Source organism: Streptacidiphilus fuscans, assembly GCF_015690355.1.
Classification (GTDB): Bacteria; Actinomycetota; Actinomycetes; order Streptomycetales; family Streptomycetaceae; genus Streptacidiphilus; species Streptacidiphilus fuscans.
In genome coordinates, this window is sequence record NZ_JADPRT010000005.1 from 255,525 (window position 1) to 274,878 (window position 19,354).

The 19,354-nt window shown below is 71.6% G+C and carries 15 protein-coding genes; 7 read left to right on the top strand and 8 right to left on the bottom strand.

Features of this window, described 5'->3' with window-relative positions:
• Window positions 1–50: 50 nt before the first annotated feature.
• From I2501_RS14400 to I2501_RS14410, 3 genes are all read right to left on the bottom strand, one after another.
• Window positions 51–1,028 carry a protein-glutamine glutaminase family protein gene (locus tag I2501_RS14400; protein ID WP_196194373.1) on the bottom strand — a complete coding sequence of 326 codons (978 nt, stop codon included), beginning with the start codon at window positions 1,026–1,028 and terminating at the stop codon, window positions 51–53.
• A 113-nt stretch (window positions 1,029–1,141) separates the two neighbouring features.
• Entirely contained in the window at window positions 1,142–3,301 is a 2,160-nt protein-coding gene (locus I2501_RS14405; protein ID WP_196194374.1) for a SpoIIE family protein phosphatase, read from the bottom strand.
• 123 nt (window positions 3,302–3,424) lie between these two features.
• Window positions 3,425–4,675, bottom strand: coding sequence for an AI-2E family transporter (locus I2501_RS14410; RefSeq protein ID WP_196194375.1), 1,251 nt, complete (start codon window positions 4,673–4,675; stop codon window positions 3,425–3,427).
• 327 nt (window positions 4,676–5,002) lie between these two features.
• Between I2501_RS14410 and I2501_RS14415 the strand changes: the two genes are divergently transcribed.
• On the top strand, window positions 5,003–6,148 hold the full coding sequence (locus I2501_RS14415; RefSeq protein WP_236046339.1) for a glycoside hydrolase family 3 N-terminal domain-containing protein: 1,146 nt from the start codon (window positions 5,003–5,005) through the stop codon (window positions 6,146–6,148).
• Between the two features lie 108 nt (window positions 6,149–6,256).
• Here the strand turns inward: I2501_RS14415 and I2501_RS14420 are convergent, their stop codons facing one another.
• Window positions 6,257–8,365, bottom strand: a complete 2,109-nt coding sequence (locus I2501_RS14420) for a choice-of-anchor P family protein (protein WP_196194376.1) — start codon at window positions 8,363–8,365, stop codon at window positions 6,257–6,259.
• Window positions 8,366–9,038: 673 nt separating this feature from the next.
• On the opposite strand from I2501_RS14420, the gene I2501_RS14425 reads away from it, so the two are divergent.
• The gene (locus I2501_RS14425; RefSeq protein WP_196194377.1) at window positions 9,039–10,442 is read left to right on the top strand and encodes an alpha/beta hydrolase family protein; all 1,404 of its coding nucleotides are present in this window, start codon (window positions 9,039–9,041) and stop codon (window positions 10,440–10,442) included.
• 66 nt (window positions 10,443–10,508) lie between these two features.
• Here I2501_RS14425 and I2501_RS14430 read toward each other — a convergent pair whose 3' ends face one another.
• Window positions 10,509–11,090: a TetR/AcrR family transcriptional regulator gene (locus I2501_RS14430; RefSeq protein WP_196194378.1), complete on the bottom strand. Its 582-nt coding sequence runs from the start codon at window positions 11,088–11,090 to the stop codon at window positions 10,509–10,511.
• Window positions 11,091–11,174: 84 nt separating this feature from the next.
• On the opposite strand from I2501_RS14430, the gene I2501_RS14435 reads away from it, so the two are divergent.
• The 3 genes from I2501_RS14435 (at window position 11,175) to I2501_RS14445 (ending at window position 13,294) form a co-directional block, all read left to right on the top strand.
• Window positions 11,175–12,056 carry an NAD-dependent epimerase/dehydratase family protein gene (locus tag I2501_RS14435; RefSeq protein ID WP_196194379.1) on the top strand — a complete coding sequence of 294 codons (882 nt, stop codon included), beginning with the start codon at window positions 11,175–11,177 and terminating at the stop codon, window positions 12,054–12,056.
• A gap of 161 nt (window positions 12,057–12,217) precedes the next feature.
• On the top strand, window positions 12,218–12,640 hold the full coding sequence (locus I2501_RS14440) for a VOC family protein (RefSeq protein WP_196194380.1): 423 nt from the start codon (window positions 12,218–12,220) through the stop codon (window positions 12,638–12,640).
• A 141-nt stretch (window positions 12,641–12,781) separates the two neighbouring features.
• Window positions 12,782–13,294, top strand: a complete 513-nt coding sequence (locus tag I2501_RS14445; RefSeq protein ID WP_196194381.1) for a GNAT family N-acetyltransferase — start codon at window positions 12,782–12,784, stop codon at window positions 13,292–13,294.
• Between the two features lie 47 nt (window positions 13,295–13,341).
• Here the strand turns inward: I2501_RS14445 and I2501_RS14450 are convergent, their stop codons facing one another.
• Window positions 13,342–13,890: a CGNR zinc finger domain-containing protein gene (locus I2501_RS14450; RefSeq protein WP_196194382.1), complete on the bottom strand. Its 549-nt coding sequence runs from the start codon at window positions 13,888–13,890 to the stop codon at window positions 13,342–13,344.
• Between the two features lie 153 nt (window positions 13,891–14,043).
• Here I2501_RS14450 and I2501_RS14455 point away from each other — a divergent pair, with 153 nt between their 5' ends.
• Together I2501_RS14455 and I2501_RS14460 are read left to right on the top strand one after the other, a co-directional pair.
• Entirely contained in the window at window positions 14,044–15,057 is a 1,014-nt protein-coding gene (locus tag I2501_RS14455) for an EamA family transporter (protein ID WP_196194383.1), read from the top strand.
• Window positions 15,054–15,239, top strand: coding sequence for a hypothetical protein (locus I2501_RS14460; protein WP_196194384.1), 186 nt, complete (start codon window positions 15,054–15,056; stop codon window positions 15,237–15,239). The genes I2501_RS14455 and I2501_RS14460 overlap by 4 nt, the downstream gene beginning before the upstream one ends.
• 80 nt (window positions 15,240–15,319) lie before the next feature.
• Here the strand turns inward: I2501_RS14460 and I2501_RS14465 are convergent, their stop codons facing one another.
• Together I2501_RS14465 and I2501_RS14470 are read right to left on the bottom strand one after the other, a co-directional pair.
• Window positions 15,320–17,344: a WD40 repeat domain-containing serine/threonine protein kinase gene (locus tag I2501_RS14465; RefSeq protein ID WP_196194385.1), complete on the bottom strand. Its 2,025-nt coding sequence runs from the start codon at window positions 17,342–17,344 to the stop codon at window positions 15,320–15,322.
• A 75-nt stretch (window positions 17,345–17,419) separates the two neighbouring features.
• On the bottom strand, window positions 17,420–19,339 hold the full coding sequence (locus tag I2501_RS14470; RefSeq protein ID WP_196194386.1) for a WD40 repeat domain-containing serine/threonine protein kinase: 1,920 nt from the start codon (window positions 19,337–19,339) through the stop codon (window positions 17,420–17,422).
• Window positions 19,340–19,354: the final 15 nt, after the last annotated feature.

Below are 19,354 nucleotides of genomic sequence, written 5' to 3' on the forward strand. Positions count from 1 at the left end.
CCGGGGGCAGGTCAACGGCCGGTCAACGGCCCGTGCGCACCGGCCGCACGTCAGGACGGCAGGTACTCCACGGCGCTGTGGGCGTCCGGCCGGTGGTCCGCGCCCGGCCTGCCGAGGAAGCCCCAGGCGACCTCGTGGACGTGCGCCGGGTCGACCTGCACGTGGGCGATCCACTGGGCCAGCGGGATCGGACCGGCGCGGGAGAAGACCGGGTCGATGACCAGGACGCCGCTCGCGGTCGTCACCGAGGCCGCGACGTGGTGGTTCCACTGGTGGTCCGCGTGCAGCCGGCTGCCGGAGGAGGTGGCCCACTGCTTGGCGAGGTGGTGGGCGGCGATGGCCGGATGGTGCGCGGCAATCACCCGGCAGATCGCGTGGGCGCGGTCCTCGCAGCCGTCCTCGCCCACCTGTGCGCCCGCGGCGCCGAAGGCGGGCACGAGCTCCGTCCACATGCCCCGGACGGCCTGTTCCGTCGGCGGACCGTCGGAGGGGAAATCGTCCTCCAGGTAGTCGAGTTGGTCTTCGAGCAGCCTCAGGTAGGTCTTCCTGATCGGACTGTCGGGCCTCTCGTTGACCAGCCGGAGGGCCTCGTTCACGGTGCTGACGGACCGCAGGGGAAGCAGGTTCCGCACCAGGGAGATGATCGCCAGCCCGTTTTCGAGAATGTCCCGCCGGGGCCCCTCGTAGCCGTCGCTGTCCATGTCCTCCAGCATCTTGACCCAGGCAGTCTGCTGGCGGTCCATCTTGGCAACGGCATCCCCCGAGAGCGGTTCGCTGTCCTCCTCCGATGACGACGACTCGGCCTCCCGGACGTGCTTCGCCGGACCTTGCTCCTCGGGCGACCCGGACCTCTGGCGCTTGCCGCCCGCAGCCTCCATGCGCTGGATCACCGCCGTGACGGCCGCGTTGCCCGCGCTGCCGTGCAACGCAAGCAGGGACGAGGCGGCGGTGGACTGCGGTGCCGGGGCGTGCCTCGGCGCGCGGGACGACCCCTGCGCGTGCGTCTCGTCAGCTGCCGACCGGCGCATCACAACCACTCTCTTCCTCCGCCAGACCGTCCGCCTGACCACGGGGTGACATCCCCTCATTCTCCCTCGCGGGCAGAGCTCGGGCGCGGACTTTCGGGCAGACCTTCGGGCAGTCAGCGGCGCGGGCCCGGCGGCGACGGGAGCGGGCGGGTGCGGGCCAGCAGCAGGGCGACGTCGTCGTGGCCGCCGTGGTGGGCGAGGGCGCTGAGGAGGAGGTCGCAGGTCTCCTCCAGGGAGTGGTGGGGCCGGTCGAGGAGGTCGGTGAGGGCGCGCAGCCGGGTGTCGATGTCGTGGTCGCGGGTCTCCACCAACCCGTCGGTGTAGAGCAGCAGTTCGTCCCCGACGCCCAGCTTGACCCGGACGTCGTGGTAGTCGGGGACGCCGGCGCCGAGCGGTGCGCCCGTGGGGAGTTCGAGCAGGCGCGGCGGGTGGCCGAGGCGGGTGTGGACCGGGGGCAGGTGACCGGCGGTCGCGATCGTGCAGCTGGACCGGTGCGGGTCGTAGACGGCGTAGACGCAGGTGGCGATGGTCTCGTCCAACCCGGCGACGGTGCGGTCGAGATGGGTGAGCACGGCGGCGGGATCCAGCTCCAGACTCGCCAGTGTCCGCGCGGCGGTTCGGAGTTGGCCCATGCTGGCGGCGGCGTTGATGCCGCTGCCCATGACGTCGCCGACCACCAGCGCGGTACGCGACCCGGCCAGCGGGATGACGTCGAACCAGTCGCCGCCCACCTCGCCCGCGACGGACGCGGGTTGGTAGCGGTAGGCGACCTCCAGGCCGGGCGAGGGCGGCGGCAGGCCCGGCAGCAGATGCCGCTGGAGGGTGAGCGCCGCGTGGCGCTGCCGCTGGTACCAGCGGGCGTTGTCGATGGCGACGGCCGCGCGGGCGGCGAGTTCGGTGGCGAACACGGCGTCGTCCTGGGTGAACGGCTCCGGGTTGCGGGCGCGCTTGAGGTCGAGCGCGCCGAGGACCTGGCCCCGGGCGCGCAGCGGGACCGCCAGGTAGGAGTGGACGCCTGCCTGCTTGAGCAGGCCGACCGCGTCCCGGTCGCGGGCGATGCGCGGCAGGTCCTGGTCGGTGACGTGGGCCAGCAGGACCGGTCGTCCGGTGCGGGCGCAGCGGCTGACCAGGCGGGTCGCGTCGTACTTGGCGATCTGGCCGACCGGGTCGGCGGCCAGGGTGGCGGGGGTCGGGCCGGCCGCCTTGATGGCCAGGGCCCGGAAGACGGACGGGCTCTCGCCCTCCCTGGACGCGGAGGTCGGGACGTCGTTCAGGACGGAGTCGAGGACGTCGACAGCCGCGATGTCGGCGAACTCCGGCACCAGGACCTCGGCGAGCTCGCGTGCGGTCTGGTCGAGGTCCAGGGTGGTGCCGATGCGCTCGGAGGCGTCGGCGAGCACGGTCAGCCTGCGGCGGGCCGCGGACGCGGCGGCAGCCGTGCGGTGCTGGTCGGTGACGTCCACGACGGTCACGGCGACGCCGATGATGTGGCCTGCGGTGTCCTCCAGCCGGTAGTACGACGCCGACCAGGCGTGCTCGCTGTCGTCGGCGGGGGTCCGGCCGGTGGTGAAGCGGTCCAGGATCGGGGTACCGGTGGCGAGGACCTCGCGCATCGCGGACTCGACCACGTCGGTGTCCACGAACGGCAGCGACTCGCGGACCGTGCGGCCCAGCGTCTTGGCCGCCGGCAGGCCGTTGATCCGCTCCAGCGCGGGATTGACCAGGACGTACCGCAGGTCGGTGTCGACCACCGCCAGCCCGATCGGCGACTGCTCCACCAGCCGCATGGACAGCGCCAGGCCCCGCTCCAGGTGCCGCAGTGTGGACCGGTCCGAGGCCAGGCCGAGCGCGTAGTGGCGGCCCTGCTCGTCCTCCAGCCGCATGTTGCGGAACTCGGCCAGCACCGTGGCGCCGTCCTTGCGCCGGACGGGGAAGGCCCCCGCCCAGGCGCCGCCACCGGCCATGACCTGTGCGAACAGCGACATGACCTGTTCCTGGTCCCGCTCGGCCACGAGGACCTGGAGCGCGGGTCGTCCGAGCGCCTCGGCCGGCGAGTAGCCGTACAGCTGTTCGGCCTGCGGGCTCCAGAGCACGATCCGGCCCTCGTCGTCCAGCACGACGGCGGCCACACCCAGGACGTCGAGCAGCCCGCCGGGCTCCAGCAACGACTCGCCCGGACCGTCTGCCGGGCGGACCTCTGCGCTGTCCACCGGGCTGTCGCCCAGGCGCTGTTCCGGGCCCCCTCCTGGGCCGGCCTCGTCGTCGGCACCCATCCGGCCACCTCCAGACCGCCGGACACTCCTACCGGCACCCGGCCTCGGTTTCCCCCACCATCGTCCTCCGTCAGGCCCGCCGTGCCAGCTCCCGCGGCGGAACGATCCTGCATCACTCCTTCATCACTCCGGCGCGGCGCCGGGCGGCGTGCGCAGGGCCTGGGTGACGGCCCAGACCACGGAGACCACGGGAACCGCGACGACGGCCCCGATGATCCCCTGCGCGATGGCCCCCGCGATGACGCTGATGGCCACGACGACCGGGTGCAGCCGCACCGCCCAGCTCATGATCAGCGGGTGCAGCAGGTGCCCCTCGATCTGGCCGATCACCACGATCAGCGCCAGCACGATGATGGCCGTGACCGGGCCCCGGGTGGCCAGCGCGACGGCACTGGCCACGGCGAGCGCGATGGGCGACCCGATCAGCGGGACGAACGTCGCGGCGAACTCGAGGATGGCCAGCGGGAGTGCCAGGGGGACGCGCAGGACGAACAGCGCGATGCCGACCATGATCGCGTTGGTGGCGGACACCAGGATGATCCCGCGGATGTATCCGGACAGCGTCAGCCAGGCCGCCCGGCCCGCCCGCTGCCAGCCGTCCCGCCGCGCGGGCGCGAGCTGCGCCTCGCCGAACGCCCACATCCGCTCCCCCGAGTGCACGAAGAACACCGAGCAGAACAGCCCCAGTGCCGTGACCGTGACCACCTCGACGGCCTGGCTGGCGCCGGTCACCGCGCTCGCCAGCAGACTGCCACGGTGACTGTTGACCCAGGTCGACAGCTTGTGCTGAAGACCGGTCAGCGCGCTCGGGTGGACATGGAAGGGCGCGGCTTCCAGCCAGTGCTCCAGACGGGTGATGCCGGTGTCGAACTGCGCCCCGACCTGCGACGACTCGTCCGCGACCAGGAATCCGGTCGCGGTCAGCAGGCCCCCCACCACCAGCCCGCACAACAGGTAGGACCCCAGCACGGCGAGACCCCGGGGGATCCGCGGCAGCCACGCGCTGATGCGGTCGGCGAGGGGACGCAGCACCGCGGTCAGCACCAGCCCGAGGAAGACCGCCACCGCGACCGACTGGAACCGGGACACCAGCAGGTACGCCGCGTAGGCGACCACTCCGAGGATCAGCAGCCGCCACGCCCACCCGGCCGCGGTCTGCAGGAACAGCGGAACTCCGGACGCACGTCGGGTGGTCTGCCCCACCACCGTCCGCTGCCGGTGTCCCAGGGTCGGCTGCCGTGCCCGACGCGCGGCCTCCTGCGCGCGCGAACGCCGTGCGCCCGCGCGGCGGCCCGCGCCCGCGTCCCCGGCGGCGTCCCCGGCCGAGCTGTCGCCCGAGCCGTCGCCACGCGCCTGCCACCACCGACCCGCCACCCGATGCCTCCCGTCTCCCTCACCACGACCGCACGAACCACGGCCCACGACCGACGACCGACGACCCACGTCGCCCTCGGAAGGATCCCCGCGCGGACGCCCGCCGTCCCGGGTCCATCCGGGTGACGGCGGTCAGCGGTCCCCGCACGCGCCCTGATGTTCTGCCAGGAACACCACAGCCCAGACGTGTTGGGACGGGCCGGTGGTGTTCGGCGTGTTTCGTGCGCGTCCTACTCCGGGCATATAAGCGCGGCTGGTACACCCGGGGAGGGTCCCCATGAATTCCTGTGATCCCCGTGACTCAAGTGATTCCTGTGGAGGTGTGCGATGACCGAAGCCGCCAAATCGATGTCCCGTCGCGGCGCGCTGTTCGCCGGCGCCGGACTGGCCGCTGCCGCGGCGGGACTCGTGTCCGCCGGACCGGCGTCCGCCGCGTCGCGTCCGGCCGCGCAGAGCGAACTCACCCGCCTGACGCCGCGCCAGCAGGCCGCGCAGCGCGTGGTCTTCTCCTATCCGGGCGCGACCGTGCCGCGGTCCCTGCTCGACCTGATCGCCGAGGGGCTCGCCGGAGGTGTGATCCTCTTCGGCGACAACGTCACCAGCCTGGCCCAGATCACCGCCGCGGTCGCCGCCATGAAGGAGGCGCGTCGGCGCAGTCCGGTGAGCTCCCCGCTGCTGGTCATGACCGACCAGGAGGGCGGCGAGGTACGGCGGATCCCGGGCGGGCCGACGCTGTCGGAGAAGCAGATCGGCGAGTCCGCGCACCCGTCGGCGGCCGCCGCCGACGCGGGCCGTCAGGCCGGGGAGCTGCTGCGCGGCGCCGGTGTCAACGTCAACCTGGCGCCCGTGCTGGACGTCTTCCGCACCCCCGGCGACTTCGACGACGAGTTCCAGCGCTCCTACAGCTCCGACCCCAGGGTCGCGGCGCGCTGCGGCGCGGCGTTCATCCGGGCCCAGCAGGCGCACGGCGTCGCGGCGACCGCCAAGCACTTCCCCGGCCTGGGCAGCGCGACCAAGGAGCAGAACACCGACGTCGGCCCGGTCACCCTGACCGCCTCCCGCGCCCAGCTGCGCAGCATCGACGAGTACCCCTACCCGCCTGCCATCGACGCCGGGGTCCGGCTCGTCATGGTCTCCTGGGCGACGTACCCGCACCTGGACCCGGACCGCCCGGCGGGCCTGTCCGAACGGATCGTCAAGGGCGAGCTGCGCGGACGGCTCGGCTTCCGCGGCGTGACCGTCACCGACGCGATCAACGCCGGAGCGCTCACCCCCTTCGGGACGGAGTCGCAGAACGCGGTGTCGGCCGCGAACGCGGGGATGGACCTGATCCTGGAGTGCACGCGCAGCGTGAGCGCGGGCGTGACCGTCGTCGACGGCCTGGCGAAGGCGCTGACCGACGACCGCCTGTCCCGCAGCGAGTTCGACGCCGCGATCGCCAGGATCGAGGCGCTGCGCTGGGCGCTCTCCTAACGGGCTGCTGCTGAACTTCTGAGCTTCCGAATCTCTGGACTTGTGAACCTCTGAACGAGCCGGAGCCACTGCCCGTGCGGGCGGTGGCTCCGGCCTTGACGAGGACGGTCAGGCGCAGTTGTACGCGCCGCTGGTGCTGGATCCGACCACGACGTCGGCCAGACCGCCGAGCGCTTCGAGGTGGACCGCGTTGACGGTCAGGCCGTGGTCCGCGCCGGGAGTGGGCAGCTGCTCGTTGATGACCAGCTTTGCCCCGCCGGCAAGGTCGATCACGCTGTTCGGCGCGGTCGGCACGGTGACCGGAACGCCCGCGATGGTCAGCGTCAGCGTGGCGCTGCCGTGCGAGCCGGTGCAGGAACTGACCGACGTCGAGGTGACGCCGCCGATGCCGATCACCGGCAGGCCCGGCAGACCGATCGTGGTCTGCTGCAGCGACGCGGTCGTCGTCTCCGTGCCCGGGTTCAGCGTCGTCGTCGCGTCGGCGCACAGCGCTGCCGCGTTGATCACCAGGACGCTGACCGTCGCCGTGCACGGCGGCGCGACCTTGCCCGCCTGCGCGGTGCGGACCGGGCCGGTGTCCGGCGTCGGCGGGATCTGCAGCGCCAGCAGCAACGCGTTGACCTGCGCGGACAGGCCGAACGCCCGCCCGGTGAAGTACTCCAGCCGGGCCGTCGCGGGGCCAGTGGCGGGAACGTAGTACCCGTCACCGGCGAAGGTCGCGGTGACCGGCAGAGTGGCAGTGTCGTTGAGCGGCTGGTTCAGCCTCGGGACTGTGCACGACGCAGTGCCGGACGCGTCGGTGGTACCGGTGCAGCTCTGCTGCGTGGTGCCGCTGCCGATCACGATGCTCACTGTGCGCCCGGCGATCGGCGTCGCGCCGTCCTCCTTCAGGACGCCTTCGAGCGTCGCCGGGACGCCGTTGGCGAAGTGCGTCGGCCCGGTGTAGGCGAGGGTGGTCTCCTCGCGGTTGACGGTGAACGGCGTGCTCGCGTGGCTCGGCAGTATCTGGGCGGTGCCCGGGTAGGTGGCCGTCACCGTTGTCTCGCCGGCCGCCTGACCTGGCGTCAGTTGGCAACTGGCCGAGCCGCCGGCGTCAGTGTTCGCCGAACACGTCTGGCCAGGCCCTCCGCTGCCCAGCGCGAACGAGACGGGCGCGCCGGCGACGGGGCTGCCGTCGCTGGTGAGCGTCGCCGACGCGGTGAAGGCGTCGTGGTAGTCGGCGGTCTTCGCACCGGTGTACGTCAGCGTGGACGGCTTGGGCCCCTGCGGCACGGTGAAGCTGATGGGCGCCGAAGTACCGGTCACCCCAGCGGCGTTGGTCCCGTCGGCGGTGAGCTGGTGCGTCCCCGGCGTCAGCAGGTTCGCCGGGATCGGCCAGGAAGGCACCTTGGCGCTGCTACCTGTGTGCTTGACCGGGTCCAGACTCCACGCGTACCCGGGCGCGGTCGACCCCGACGGCGGTCCGACGAGACTTCCCTGGCCGGGACCGTCGGTTCCGGCGACGGGAGTGCCGTCGATGGAGTAGTGCTCGTGGGTCAGGTTCTGCTTCCCGGCGGCGTTGTTGTTGTCCACGCTGACGGAGAGCGAGACCGGTCCGGTCAGGGACTGCCCGTTGCTGATCCCGTGCACGGTCAGCGCGGGCGCTCCGGTCGGCGGGGGCGGGGGCGGCGTACCGGCCGGGTCGTGGAGCCAGTCGACGCCTTTCATTCCGGGCAGCGGCTGGACGACGCCATTGGTGACCGTGATGGTGTTGAGGCCACTCGGGTTGTAGTTCTCGTCCATCACCGTGAGCTTCGCGGAGTGGCTCCGGTCGTAGGTCGCCGAGATGACGATACCGACGTGGCCGTCACCGTTGTTCGCGCTGATGTAGCCGGAGGCGATGACGTCGCCCACCTGCGGCAACTCGGCGGGCGAATAGGGCTGGTTCTGCCCGTACATGACGAGCTTCTGGCCGCTGTTCTTGTCGATGTGGCCGTTGTAGCTCTGGGGGAACCACTTGGCATGGATGACCGACTGGACCGGGACGCCCCAGGCCAGAAGTGCGTATCGAGTGGCGAGTTCCACGCACTGGAACTCGCTGACCGCCGGCCCCCCGCCGGGGAAGGTCACCGTGGCCTTGGTCCCGACCGACTTGCCGTTGATCCAGTCGCCGCAGGCGATCAACCCGTCCCAGGAGGTCAGCTCGTGCTCGCCCTGGGCGCGCCGGCTGTCACACATGCCTTCCCACCACGACGGCATCGGGAAGGTGCCGTGAACGGCCCTCTGCGTCGCCTTGGACGCGGCCGGTATCGCGTGCGTCGCTCTGCTCACCGTCGATGCCTTCGTCGCCGCGACGGCGTGGCCCCCGCCCACGGCTGCCGCCGTCGTCGCGGCCTGGCTCGGCGAGCCGGCTAACGCGATCGCCGCGGCGACGAGCCCGACCGCGAATCTCGTGCCGCGGGCTGTTGTTGCTGATGCGCTCACTGCTTCTCTTCCCCTTGTCAGCGTCCGTTCGTGAACAGCGGCGGTGACAAGGCAGGAAAGACAGGAAGAGTCCACACCTCCGGCCGTGCGCCCCCGCAGTGCTCGGCCCGATTCCGGGCAAACCAGACCGTACGGCGACCCCGGGTGGGGCGGAAGGACCGGTTTGCACGGTGAAGCGCCGCCTCCGGTACCGAACTGCACAGCGAGCCCAGAGGGAATGCACAGGGATTCTGACGGCGTGTCACATACGCCTCACGGCGCTCCGCGCGACCCGCACGCCCCTCCCCCACCAGGCACTCAGCACATCTCCCGACGCCGCCACCGTGATGACCGACCCATGGGTCTCCTCGCTGCTCAGCACCCGGTACCTTGGGCGCTTCAGGTCGCCGTCCGTCTACGCGGCCTATGCGCAAGGGGGGTTCCACCCATGTCAGTTTCCCGAACAAGAAGACGCCGCCTGACCGCCCGCGCCGCCGGCACGGTCGGCGCCATGGCGCTCGTCCTGGGCGCCACCATGGCGCCCGCCGGGGCGGCCACGCCGCACACCGGAAAGCCGCACACCGGCAAGGGGTCCGGCGCCGTCGTCCCGGACGCGCCGATGACCGACAGCGCCGGCGGTCCCGTGGGCGGCCCGGCCGACGACACCGCCGTCGCCCGGGCGCAGGCCGCCGCCAACGGCGGCAGCACACAGGGCGGTACGGCGGGCCTGCCGCACGTGCATGCGGGCCCGGTGGGCAGCAACGTCGTCCGGTCGGTCACGCCGGTGATCCCGGCCCCGACCGGCCCGTACCAGGTCGGCACGGTCAACCTGCACCTGGTCGACAAGACCCGCTACGACCCGTGGGTTCCGACCTACCCGCCGCGCGAGCTGATGGTCCAGCTCTGGTATCCCACCGTGGCGGCCACCGGCCATCAACTCGCGCCCTGGCTGCAGTCCCTGGCGGGCAGTCACTTCCTGCAGAGCTGGAAGGTCAAGCCCGGCACGGTCACCCTGCCGACGACGGCCGGGCATCTCGGCGCGCCGGTGGACACCAAGTTGGGCAAGCTGCCGGTGGTGCTCTACTCGACCGGTTTCCACTCGGACCGCTCGCAGGGCACGACGCTCGCCGAGGACCTGGCCAGCCGCGGCTTCCTGGTGGTCGAGATCGACAGCACCCACGACGCCGAGGAGGTGCAGTTCCCGGGCAACCGCCTGGAGTTGGAGACGGCGGCGAGCGCCAAGTACACGCTCACCGTCCGCTCGGCCGACGCCAAGTTCGTCGTCAACGAGCTGGCCCTGATCGCCAAGGGCACCGACCCGGACGTCGACCACGCTCCGCTCCCCGCAGGCCTGGCGGGCGACATCGACATGTCGCGGATCGGCATGTTCGGCTGGTCGCTCGGCGGCCCGACAGTGATGGACGCGATGGCGCTGGACCCACGGATCGCCGCGGGCGCGGACCTCGACGGCGAGCTCTACGGCCCGGTCCTGTCGCAGAACCTCAAGCGGCCGATCCTGCTCTTCGGCGCGTCGTACCACGACCGTCGCGAGGACGGGAGCTGGGCGACCTTCTGGGCGCACCAGACCGGACCGCGTTACGAGTTGAAGCTGGCGGGCACCCAGCACCTGACGTTCAGCGACTACGCGATCATGTTCGGCCAGGCCGGTGCCCAGTTCGGCCTCAAGCCCGCCCAGATCCAGGCGGACCTCGGCACGCTCAACCTCAACCGCGCCTTCCTCATCGAGCGCACCTACCTGGCCGCGTACTTCGACGTGGCCCTGCACATCACCAACAACCCGCTGATGAACGGGCCCTCCAAGAGCTTCCCGGAGATCTCGTTCATCCGCTGACCCGACCGTCGGCGGCGGCTGCTCCTCGCTCCAGCTCGCCCTAGCGCCTCGTGCCAGGGCCTCGCGCTAGCGAAGATCGGCCGCCGCCGCACGGAGCTCGTCGAACGCCGCCCGCGTGAGGTCCGCCAGCTCGCCCGGGTCCTCGTCCCGGCTGGGGTCGGCCCAGCGGGCGTAGCCGATCCCGAACGCGAGCACGCCGAGTCCGGCCGCCACCTGCGCCGTCGACTCCGCCACGCCCCGCTTCTTCAACGCGTCCACCATCGCCGCGGCCATGCCCATGCTCTTCAGCGCGTTGCGCCGCTGAAGCTCCTCGTTCGCCTCGATCGCCGCGTGCAGCAACGGGCTGAGCTCGCGGTTGAACGCCGTCATCTCGCCCGACGCCCGCTCCAGACCGGCCGCGACCGCTGTCAGCGGCGTCGCGTCCGCAGGGGCAGCGTCGATGCCCTCGGCCAGCAGGCGACTGAGCGTCGCCTGCCCCGCGGTGAGGATCTCGCGCTTGTCGGCGAAGTGGCGGAAGAACGTGCTGCGGGTGAGCTCCGCCCGCTCGGCGATCTGCGTGACCGTCGTGTCGTCGTAACCCTGCTCAGCAAACAGGCTGAGCGCGGCCACGACCAGGCGCTGCTTGGCATCCGGCTTCCATCTGGGCATACGACCATCCTAGATGATGCGACTTCTGTCGCATCACGGTGTACGGTGATAGGACACTAGTCGCATCACTCCTTGGAGCTCGCCATGCGCGTCTTCATCACCGGCGGAACGGGCCTGATCGGCTCGGCCGTCGTCGCCGAACTGCTCTCTGGCGGCCATTCCGTCACCGCCCTCGCCCGATCCGACGCCTCCGCGGCCCGCGCCGAGGCCGCCGGCGCGGGCGCGCTGCGCGGGGGCCTCACCGACCTCGACGTGCTGCGCAGCGGCGCGGAGCAGGCGGACGGCGTCATCCACCTCGCCTTCAGCAACGACTTCAGCTCGCCCGAGGCACTCGCCCGCGCGATCGCCGAGGAAGGCGCCGCGCTCGCGGCGATCGGTGACGCCCTCGTCGGCACTGACCGGCCCCTGGTCACCGTGTCCGGCACGCCCCACGTCGCCGGACGCGCGTCGACCGAGCAGGACCCGCTGCCGCTGGTGGGACCCGTCGCCGGACGCAGCGAGTCGGTCACCCGCACCCTCGCACTCGCCTCCCGCGGCGTGCGCACTTCGGCGGTGCGGATGCCCCGCACGGTCCACAACCAGGGCCAGGGCGGCTTCGCGGGTCTGCTGACCGACATCGCCCGCCGCACGGGCGTCGCCGGCTACCCGGGCGACGGTGCACAGCGCTGGCCCGCGGTCCACGCGCTCGACGCCGCGGTCCTGTTCCGGCTCGCTCTGGAGAAGGCTCCGGCCGGAACCTCCTGGCATGCCGTCGACGACGAGGGCGACGCGGTCCGCGACATCGCCGCGGTCATCGGTCGGCGGCTCAACCTCCCCGTCAAGCCAGTCCCGCAGGAGAGCTTCGGCCCCCTCGGCCTGATCTTCGCGACCGACCAGCCCTCCTCCAGCGCCCACACCCGCGCCACCCTCGGCTGGACGCCGACCCACCCGCGCCTGCTCGCCGACCTCGAGAACATCGAGGCCTGAGCGGCGGTGGAGCGTGCCGCCCGCGTCGTCGCCCTCGCCCAGCGGGGGCGGCACGCTCCTCGAACCCGACGGCGATGCGCCCGCCGTGGCGACGGCGTTCGGCCGGCCGCGTCGCGTACGGTCTGCTGCAGGACCGCCGTTGTGTGGAAGGACGCCTCGGGATGATCGACCACGTCTACATCTCCGTCACGGACATCGAGAAGTCGCTGGCCTTCTACATCGAGGCACTGAAGCCTCTCGGCTGGCGCGCTTTCGGGAACTACGACGCCGCGTCAGGCCCCGACAACGTCCCGGACCTCTTCGGCCTCGGCGACGCCACCTACGTCTCCGGCACCGGCGTCGGATCGAGCATCTGGCTCCGCCGCCGCAACCCCGGCGAGACGGGCCTGTACCTCGGCATCGTCTGCGACACCAACGAGGCCGTCGACGCGGCCTACACGGCGGCGATCAACGCCGGCGGCCTCGACGAGGGCCGCCCGGCCGACCGCACGTACTTCGCCCCCGGCTACTACGCGGCCAACGTCGCCGACTTCGACGGCAACCGCCTGGAGTTCGTCCACAAGGCCTGGAACTCCGCACACTAGCCCGCCACGTGCGGGCCCGAAGCGCCCGGCCTTCAGCCGCCATCGAAGCGGCTAGGCTCCTCGCATGCCCCGAAGCAGCGCGGTCGTGTTCGACATCGGCGAGGCCGACTCCCCCTGCGCGCACTCAGAGGCGGTCGCGGCATGACCATCGCAGCTCAGCTCATCAGCACCCCGCGACTGGACCTGCTGCCGCTCGACCTGGACCACGCGCCGGAGATGGCCGGGGTGCTCAGTGACCCCGCCCTGCACGCCTTCATTGGTGGAGCCCCTGACACCCCGCAAGCCCTGCGCGCCCGCTATCTGCGCCTGACCGCGGGCTCCCCCGATCCGGCCGTCTCCTGGCTGAACTGGGTGATCCAGCTGCGCGACGAGGCGCGGCTGACCGGCACGGTCCAGGCGACGGTCACCGTCGCCGACCGCATGCCCGTCGCGGAGGTCGCCTGGGTGGTGGGAACTCCGTGGCAGGGAAAGGGAATTGCCACCGAAGCGGCCCGAGGGCTCGTCGCGTGGCTCCGCGACCTGTCGGTGCACACCGTCGTCGCCCACATCCACCCCGACCACCACGCGTCCGCCGCCGTCGCCCGCGCCGCCGGGCTCACGCCGACCGACGAACGCCATGACGGCGAGACCCTCTGGCGACGGACCCTCAGGTAACCGCACGGCCGCGTCAACGCGCGCCGCGCCTCAACCCGCCCCGCGCCTCAGTCCGCCGAGCCGGCGGCTCTGCGGGCGGCGTAGGAGCGGGTTTTGACCCGGTTCCCGCAGACGCGCATGGAACACCACCTGCGGCTGTGGTTCTTCGACAGGTCCCAGAACACCAGCTCGCACTCGTGCTCGGCGCAACGCTTGAGGCGGACTGAGTCGCCGGTCAGCCGGAGCTGTGTCCAGGCGACGGCGAGAGCTGCCAGCGGCTGGAGTGAGGGCGCCAGTTCAGGGCTCGGGACGAGCGGCGCGGCCTGGATGCTCGCGTGCAGCGGCAGAGTACGCAGGATCGCGTCGGCCGCGTCGACGAGGGCGGCCACCGGGCTGGCGCCCACATGTGCGCCGAGTTGTTCACGGATGCCGGCGCGCAGCGCGAGATACCGCTCGTACACGTCGGAACTCAGGCGGCGGCGCTCGCTGAGCAGACCCTGTGCGAGCAGCCAGTCGGTCGTGTGACCCGGCGTATCCAGCGCGTCGGTGCCGTACTCGAGGTTGAGCGTGTTCGCGAACGCCTCGATCAGCAGCGCGGCCGGTGGCGGTTCGAGCATCCGGCGCCTCCTTTCCGCGAAGTGGCCGAGCGAGCCCACTCCGAGCGAGATTACACCAGCTATCGCGATTACCGGTTGTCCATCGACGCCCCGCGTGCCAGACTCGCGGCCCGAGGGGTAACCGGTAAAACGGATAGATGGTGAGGGCGTTTCATGGGTGGCTCGTTGCTCGTCGCCTTCGCAGTCACACTGCAGGCACTGTCGAACGGGCTGCTGTCCGGCAATCTCAACGGCGCGGAGAGCGTCCTGCTCTCGTTCATCGCCTTCGGCACGTCGGCCCTGGTGTTCGGCGTAACGGCCAGGCTGCGGGCGGTCGGTGAGCGCGTACCGCTGCGCGGCCTTCGACTGCGCCTGATGGTGGCGCTCAACGTGGCCACGGCCGTGACGTTCCTCGGCTTCTACTGGTCTCTCTCCGCGATTCCAGCCCCGTTGGCCGCCGCGGTCGAGACCGGAATCGGTCCGCTTGCCGTGGCCTGCTTCCGGATCCGCAAATCCCCGCCCGCGCGCCGCACCGCCGAACTCGGCCTCGGCGCAGTCGCTCTGACGCTGGCGTTGTCCGTGGGATCCCGCATGGTCTCGACGGGCCGGGGCGAATCCCCGGCGCTCCTCGCGGGCGGGGTGGGCATCGCCGCGATCGCCGGCTGCTCGGCGGCCGCAATCGCGACACTCTCGCACCGCCTGGGACAACTCCGGGTCACCCCGGTCCAGGTGACGGCGCACCGCTTCCATCTCACCTATCTGATCGCGGCAGCGGTGCTGGCCTTTGCGGGCCACCCCGCCGAGGGTTGGACCGCATCACGCGTGGGGTTCATCGCGTCGATCGCGGTACTCGGCGCGACCCTTCCCCTGTTCGTCCTGCAGATCGGCATGCAGCGCACCCCACCTATGGCCGTGACGCTGATTGCCTCGGCGGTCCCCGGCCTGACCTACCTCATGGCGTCACTCGTCGGGCAGCAGAGGTTCGACGCCCTCACCTTCGTGTTGATCAACGGAAGCCTCGCTGTCGCCTTCCTCGGCCCCGTCCTCACCAGACGCCTGCCGACGCCGACCGGACAGCCGCCCGCCCGAATTATCCCGAGATGCTCCCCGGTTCGCCCTGGCGAATCTGGCGAATGCCGCGCCACCCCCTCCCAAAGAGGCCGGTCAGGGCGGAGGCTGGGCGTATGACCGCAAGCAACAGGTTCGAACACGACGACGGCGCGGAGCGCCCAGGATCCGCGCATCTTCCCCGATCCATCATCGACTGGCTGATCAGTGACGAGGACCGCGAGACGGAGAACGGCGAGGACAGCGAGGATGACAGGCTCGCCTCCGCCTGCCCCTGCTCCGGCCGACCGTCGTCCCCTTGACCGACCGCAACAGAAAACAACGGGAAGCGCGGCTGGCCCGAGTTTCTGACCCTCCGTCACCACCCATGCCGGTTAACCGGTCAGGGCAACTTCCAGAGCTGCGCGCCCTGGCTGGCGCTGGCGAGGGTCCGGCCGTCCGGGCTGAAGGCGACTGAGTTCGCGTCGCCCAGGTGCGCGCCGAAGACGGCGGTGACGGCGCGCGTCACGATGTCCCATACCAGAACGGATCCCGCCCCGCCGCTGTCCTCGCTGCCCGCTCCGGCGGCGGAGCGCCCGTCTGGGCTGAGCGCGATCGCGTTCAGCGCGTACACGGTGGGGTTGACCAGCAGCTCCGTCGTCTTCGCGTGCGTGGTCGCGTTCCAGAACTGGATGCTCGTCCGGCCCAAGCCCTGGTCCGTCAGCGGAGTCGACGCGCTCGCCACGGTTCTGCCGTCCGGACTGTAGGCCACCACCACGTTCTCGATGGAGCTCCCGGGCGACAGCGTGGCCTCGACGTTGCGCGCGGCCGTGTTCCACAGGACCAGCTTGCCGTCGAGGCTGCCGGTCGCGAGGGTCTTCCCGTCCGGGCTGTACGCCAGGGTGTACTGGAGCACGTCGGGCGCGTCCAGCTGACCCGCGGCGGATCCGTCGGCGGCGTTGTACAGCCAGACGAGTCCCAGATACCCCGTGGCCGCAAGGGTCTTGCCGTCCGGGCTGAAGGCGAGGTGCGCCAGATCCGCGGCGAAGGAGACGGAGGCGAAGGCGGTGCGCGTGGCCAGGCTCCACAGACGGATGGTGGTGTCGTCGCTGCCGCTGGCAACGGCCTTGCCGTCAGGGCTGACGGCCACCGGGCCCACCGCGCTCGTGTGCCCGACGAGGATGCCGACGACGGCGCGCGAGGTGACGTCCCACAGCCGCACCTTGCCGTCGTCGCAGCCTGCGACCAGGGTCCTGCCGTCGGGGGTGAACGCCACCGAGTTCACCTTGCCGGTGTAGCCGGGGAGGGTGTCGGGCGACGTCGAGTCCGACCCGCCGGAAGGATGGCTGCCGCCGCTCGCACGGGAGTTGGGGTTGCCCTGACCATCCGCGACCAGTGCCGCGACCGTGGCCCCGGCCGCGACCGCCAGAACCCCGAGCCCACCGAGGGTGACGGTGCGTCGGCTGGGTCCCGGCCCCGCCTTCTGAAGGGCCTCCTCACTCTCGGGGGCCACGCTCGTCACGGTGTCGGCGCCCGCCACCGCGGCGGCTTCGGCATCGGCATCGGAAGGTGCGTCGACCACGGTGGGCGGGTGCGGGGGTTCGCTCGCGGGATGGAGCAGCTCGTGCAGTATCCGAGCCGCGGAGCGGGCGTCGGGCCGTCGGTCCGGGTCCCGGTCAAGAAGCGAGGCGATCAGCCCGGCAAGCGGCCCGGCGTCGCCAGGAGCCGACAGTGGCTCGCTGACGACGGCCGCGACGACGGCCCAGACAGTCGGGCCGTCGTAGGGAGGGTGTCCTTCGACCGCCGCGTAGAGAGTTGCTCCGAGCGCCCACATGTCGCTCGCGGTGGTGACGTCGTGCCCCTGGAGTTGCTCGGGCGACATGTACTGCGGGGTGCCCACCACAGCATGTGTACTGGTCAGACGGGTGGTGGCGTCGAGGATCCGGGCGATCCCGAAGTCGGTGATCACCGTCCGCTCCCCGGCCAAGAGCACGTTGTCCGGCTTCAGATCACGATGCACGGCCCCCGCCGCGTGCGCATGTGCCAACGCCTCGGCCACCGAGACGCCGATCTCCGCGGCCCGCCGCCAGCCCAGCGGGCCCTGCGCAGCGAGCCGCGCGCCCAGGGACGTCCCGGCTATGTACTCCATGACGATCCACGGCACACCGTCCTGCTCGACGACGTCGTGGACGATGACGATCCCCGGATCCTGCAACCGCGCGGCCGCTCGCGTCTCAGCCGTCGCCCGCTCGATCAGCCCCCGACGGGCAGGTTCGGCAAGGTCCGCGGGCAGCAGGAGTTCCTTGACGGCGACCTCGCGGTGGAGCGTCTCGTCGAAACCGCGCCACACCCGGCCCATGCCGCCTTGACCGACCAACTCCACCAGCCGGTAACGGCCACCCACCAGAGCCCCCGAAGCATCCGTCACCATGCAACTGTAGCCACGGACGCCACGACGCGATCCCGGAACAAGTCTGCCGCAGACGGCAGTTCACGCTCCCCCTCAGGCGAGCACACGCAGCGAGGCGGACTTGCCCCCGCTGGCGAGCAGCCTTCCGTCCGGGCTGAACGCCAGCTGCCCCACCATGCCGGACGGGCAGGTCAGCGGGGCCAAGGGTTTCCGGCTCGCCACGTCCCACAGCCTGATGCTTCCGCTGAAGGGAGTCGCCGCGGCGAGGGTCCGGCCGTCCGGGCTGAACGCCACTGAAGTAACGGCCAGCGTCTCGCAGTTCAGGCGGGCGACCTCGGCGTGGGTGGCGGCGTCCCAGAGGCTGACGGCGGCGGCGTTCTGCTCGGCGGAGCAGCCGCTCGCCACGAGCGTCCCGTCGGGGCTGAAGCCGGCCCGGTTGAACAGGTCGTTCTTGCCCGGTGACACGGTGGCGACGACTGTTCCGGCCGAGACGCTGCAGAACTCGATCTGCGCACCGAACCCGCTGACCACCAGGACCTTCCCGTCGGGGCTGAACGCCAGGGACAGCACCCCGAGTGGGTCGCTGGTCGCGGTCACTGTGGTGATGTCGCTCTCGGCCTGGCCGTTGAGCCCCCACATGGCCACCGCGACCTCTCCGGTGGACGCGAGGCTGGTGCCGTCGGGGCTGAAGGCGAGGGCGTACACCGGAATGCCCGGGGTGAGGGTCGTGGTCGCCGTGCGGGTGGCGAGGTCCCACAGCCGGACCGTTTCGTCGGCGCTGCCGCTGGCCAGCGTCTTCCCGTCCGGGCTGAACCGCACCGAGCTCACCGACTTGGTGTGGCCGACCAGGGTCGCCTCGGCCTTGCGCGTCGCCACGTCCCACAGGCGCACCTTGGCGTCGTCGCAGGCCCCCGCGAGGGTGCGCCCGTCGGGGCTGAACGCGACGGAGTTGACGCTGCCCGTGTACCCGGGCAGCGTGACGAGTTGGCCCTTCGTCAGACCCACCGTGTCGAAAGCAGCAGCTCCGCTGCCGGATGTGCCCGACCCGCCCCTCTCCAGGAGCTCGGCGACCACGCCTCCCGCCACCACGGCGGCGCCGACCCCACCGAGGAGGACCGACCGCCTGCTGAAGCGCGGCCGATCACCGCCCTGGGGCGCGGGCTCGCGTGTGGGCTCGCGTGTGGGCTTGTTCGGTGCGCGAAGGAGCCCGCGCAGCTCAAGGGCGGTGGTGCGGGCGTCGGGGCGTCGGTCCGGGTCCTTGTCGAGCAGCGAGGTGATCAACTCGGCGAGCGGACCGGCGTTGCGTAATGCGGGTGGTGACTGGGTGGCGACGGCGGCGATGATCGCCACAAGGGTGGGGCCGTCGTACGGTGCACGCCCCTCCAGCGCCGTGAAGAGGGTCGCACCGAGCGCCCACATATCGCTCGCGGCGGTGACGTCCTGCCCCTGGAGCTGCTCCGGCGACATGTACTGCGGGGTGCCCACCACAGCATGTGTACTGGTCAGACGGGTGGTGGCGTCGAGGATCCGGGCGATCCCGAAGTCGGTGATCACCGCCCGCCCCCCGGCCAACAGCACGTTGTCCGGCTTCAGATCACGATGCACGACCCCGGCCGCATGCGCATGGGCCAACGCCTCGGCCACCGAGACGCCGATCTCCGCGGCCCGCCGCCAGACGAGTCGGTGTTCCCGGTCGAGCAGCGCGCCCAGGGACGTCCCGGCTATGTACTCCATGACGATCCACGGCACACCCTCCTGCTCGACGACGTCATGCACGGTGACGATCCCCGGATCCTGCAACCGCGCGGCCGCTCGCGCCTCAGCCGTCGCACGCTGGATCACCTGCCAGCGCGCGGACTCGCCGACGTCGGCGGCGAGCAGCACCTCCTTGACGGCGACATCCCGGTGGAGCGTCTCGTCGAAACCGCGCCACACCCGGCCCATGCCGCCCTGACCGACCAACTCCACCAGCCGGTAACGGCCACCCACCAGAGCCCCCGAAGCATCCGTCACCACCCAACCCTAGCC

What these genes read in the sequence shown, in the direction of transcription:
- I2501_RS14400 (WP_196194373.1), bottom strand. Translation starts at nt 1,028, where the DNA reads ATGCGCCGGTCGGCAGCTGACGAGACGCACGCGCAGGGGTCGTCCCGC.
- I2501_RS14405 (WP_196194374.1), bottom strand. Translation starts at nt 3,301, where the DNA reads ATGGGTGCCGACGACGAGGCCGGCCCAGGAGGGGGCCCGGAACAGCGC.
- I2501_RS14415 (WP_236046339.1), top strand. Translation starts at nt 5,003, where the DNA reads ATGACCGAAGCCGCCAAATCGATGTCCCGTCGCGGCGCGCTGTTCGCC.
- I2501_RS14420 (WP_196194376.1), bottom strand. Translation starts at nt 8,365, where the DNA reads ATGTGTGACAGCCGGCGCGCCCAGGGCGAGCACGAGCTGACCTCCTGG.
- I2501_RS14425 (WP_196194377.1), top strand. Translation starts at nt 9,039, where the DNA reads ATGTCAGTTTCCCGAACAAGAAGACGCCGCCTGACCGCCCGCGCCGCC.
- I2501_RS14430 (WP_196194378.1), bottom strand. Translation starts at nt 11,090, where the DNA reads ATGCCCAGATGGAAGCCGGATGCCAAGCAGCGCCTGGTCGTGGCCGCG.
- I2501_RS14435 (WP_196194379.1), top strand. Translation starts at nt 11,175, where the DNA reads ATGCGCGTCTTCATCACCGGCGGAACGGGCCTGATCGGCTCGGCCGTC.
- I2501_RS14440 (WP_196194380.1), top strand. Translation starts at nt 12,218, where the DNA reads ATGATCGACCACGTCTACATCTCCGTCACGGACATCGAGAAGTCGCTG.
- I2501_RS14445 (WP_196194381.1), top strand. Translation starts at nt 12,782, where the DNA reads ATGACCATCGCAGCTCAGCTCATCAGCACCCCGCGACTGGACCTGCTG.
- I2501_RS14450 (WP_196194382.1), bottom strand. Translation starts at nt 13,890, where the DNA reads ATGCTCGAACCGCCACCGGCCGCGCTGCTGATCGAGGCGTTCGCGAAC.
- I2501_RS14455 (WP_196194383.1), top strand. Translation starts at nt 14,044, where the DNA reads ATGGGTGGCTCGTTGCTCGTCGCCTTCGCAGTCACACTGCAGGCACTG.
- I2501_RS14460 (WP_196194384.1), top strand. Translation starts at nt 15,054, where the DNA reads ATGACCGCAAGCAACAGGTTCGAACACGACGACGGCGCGGAGCGCCCA.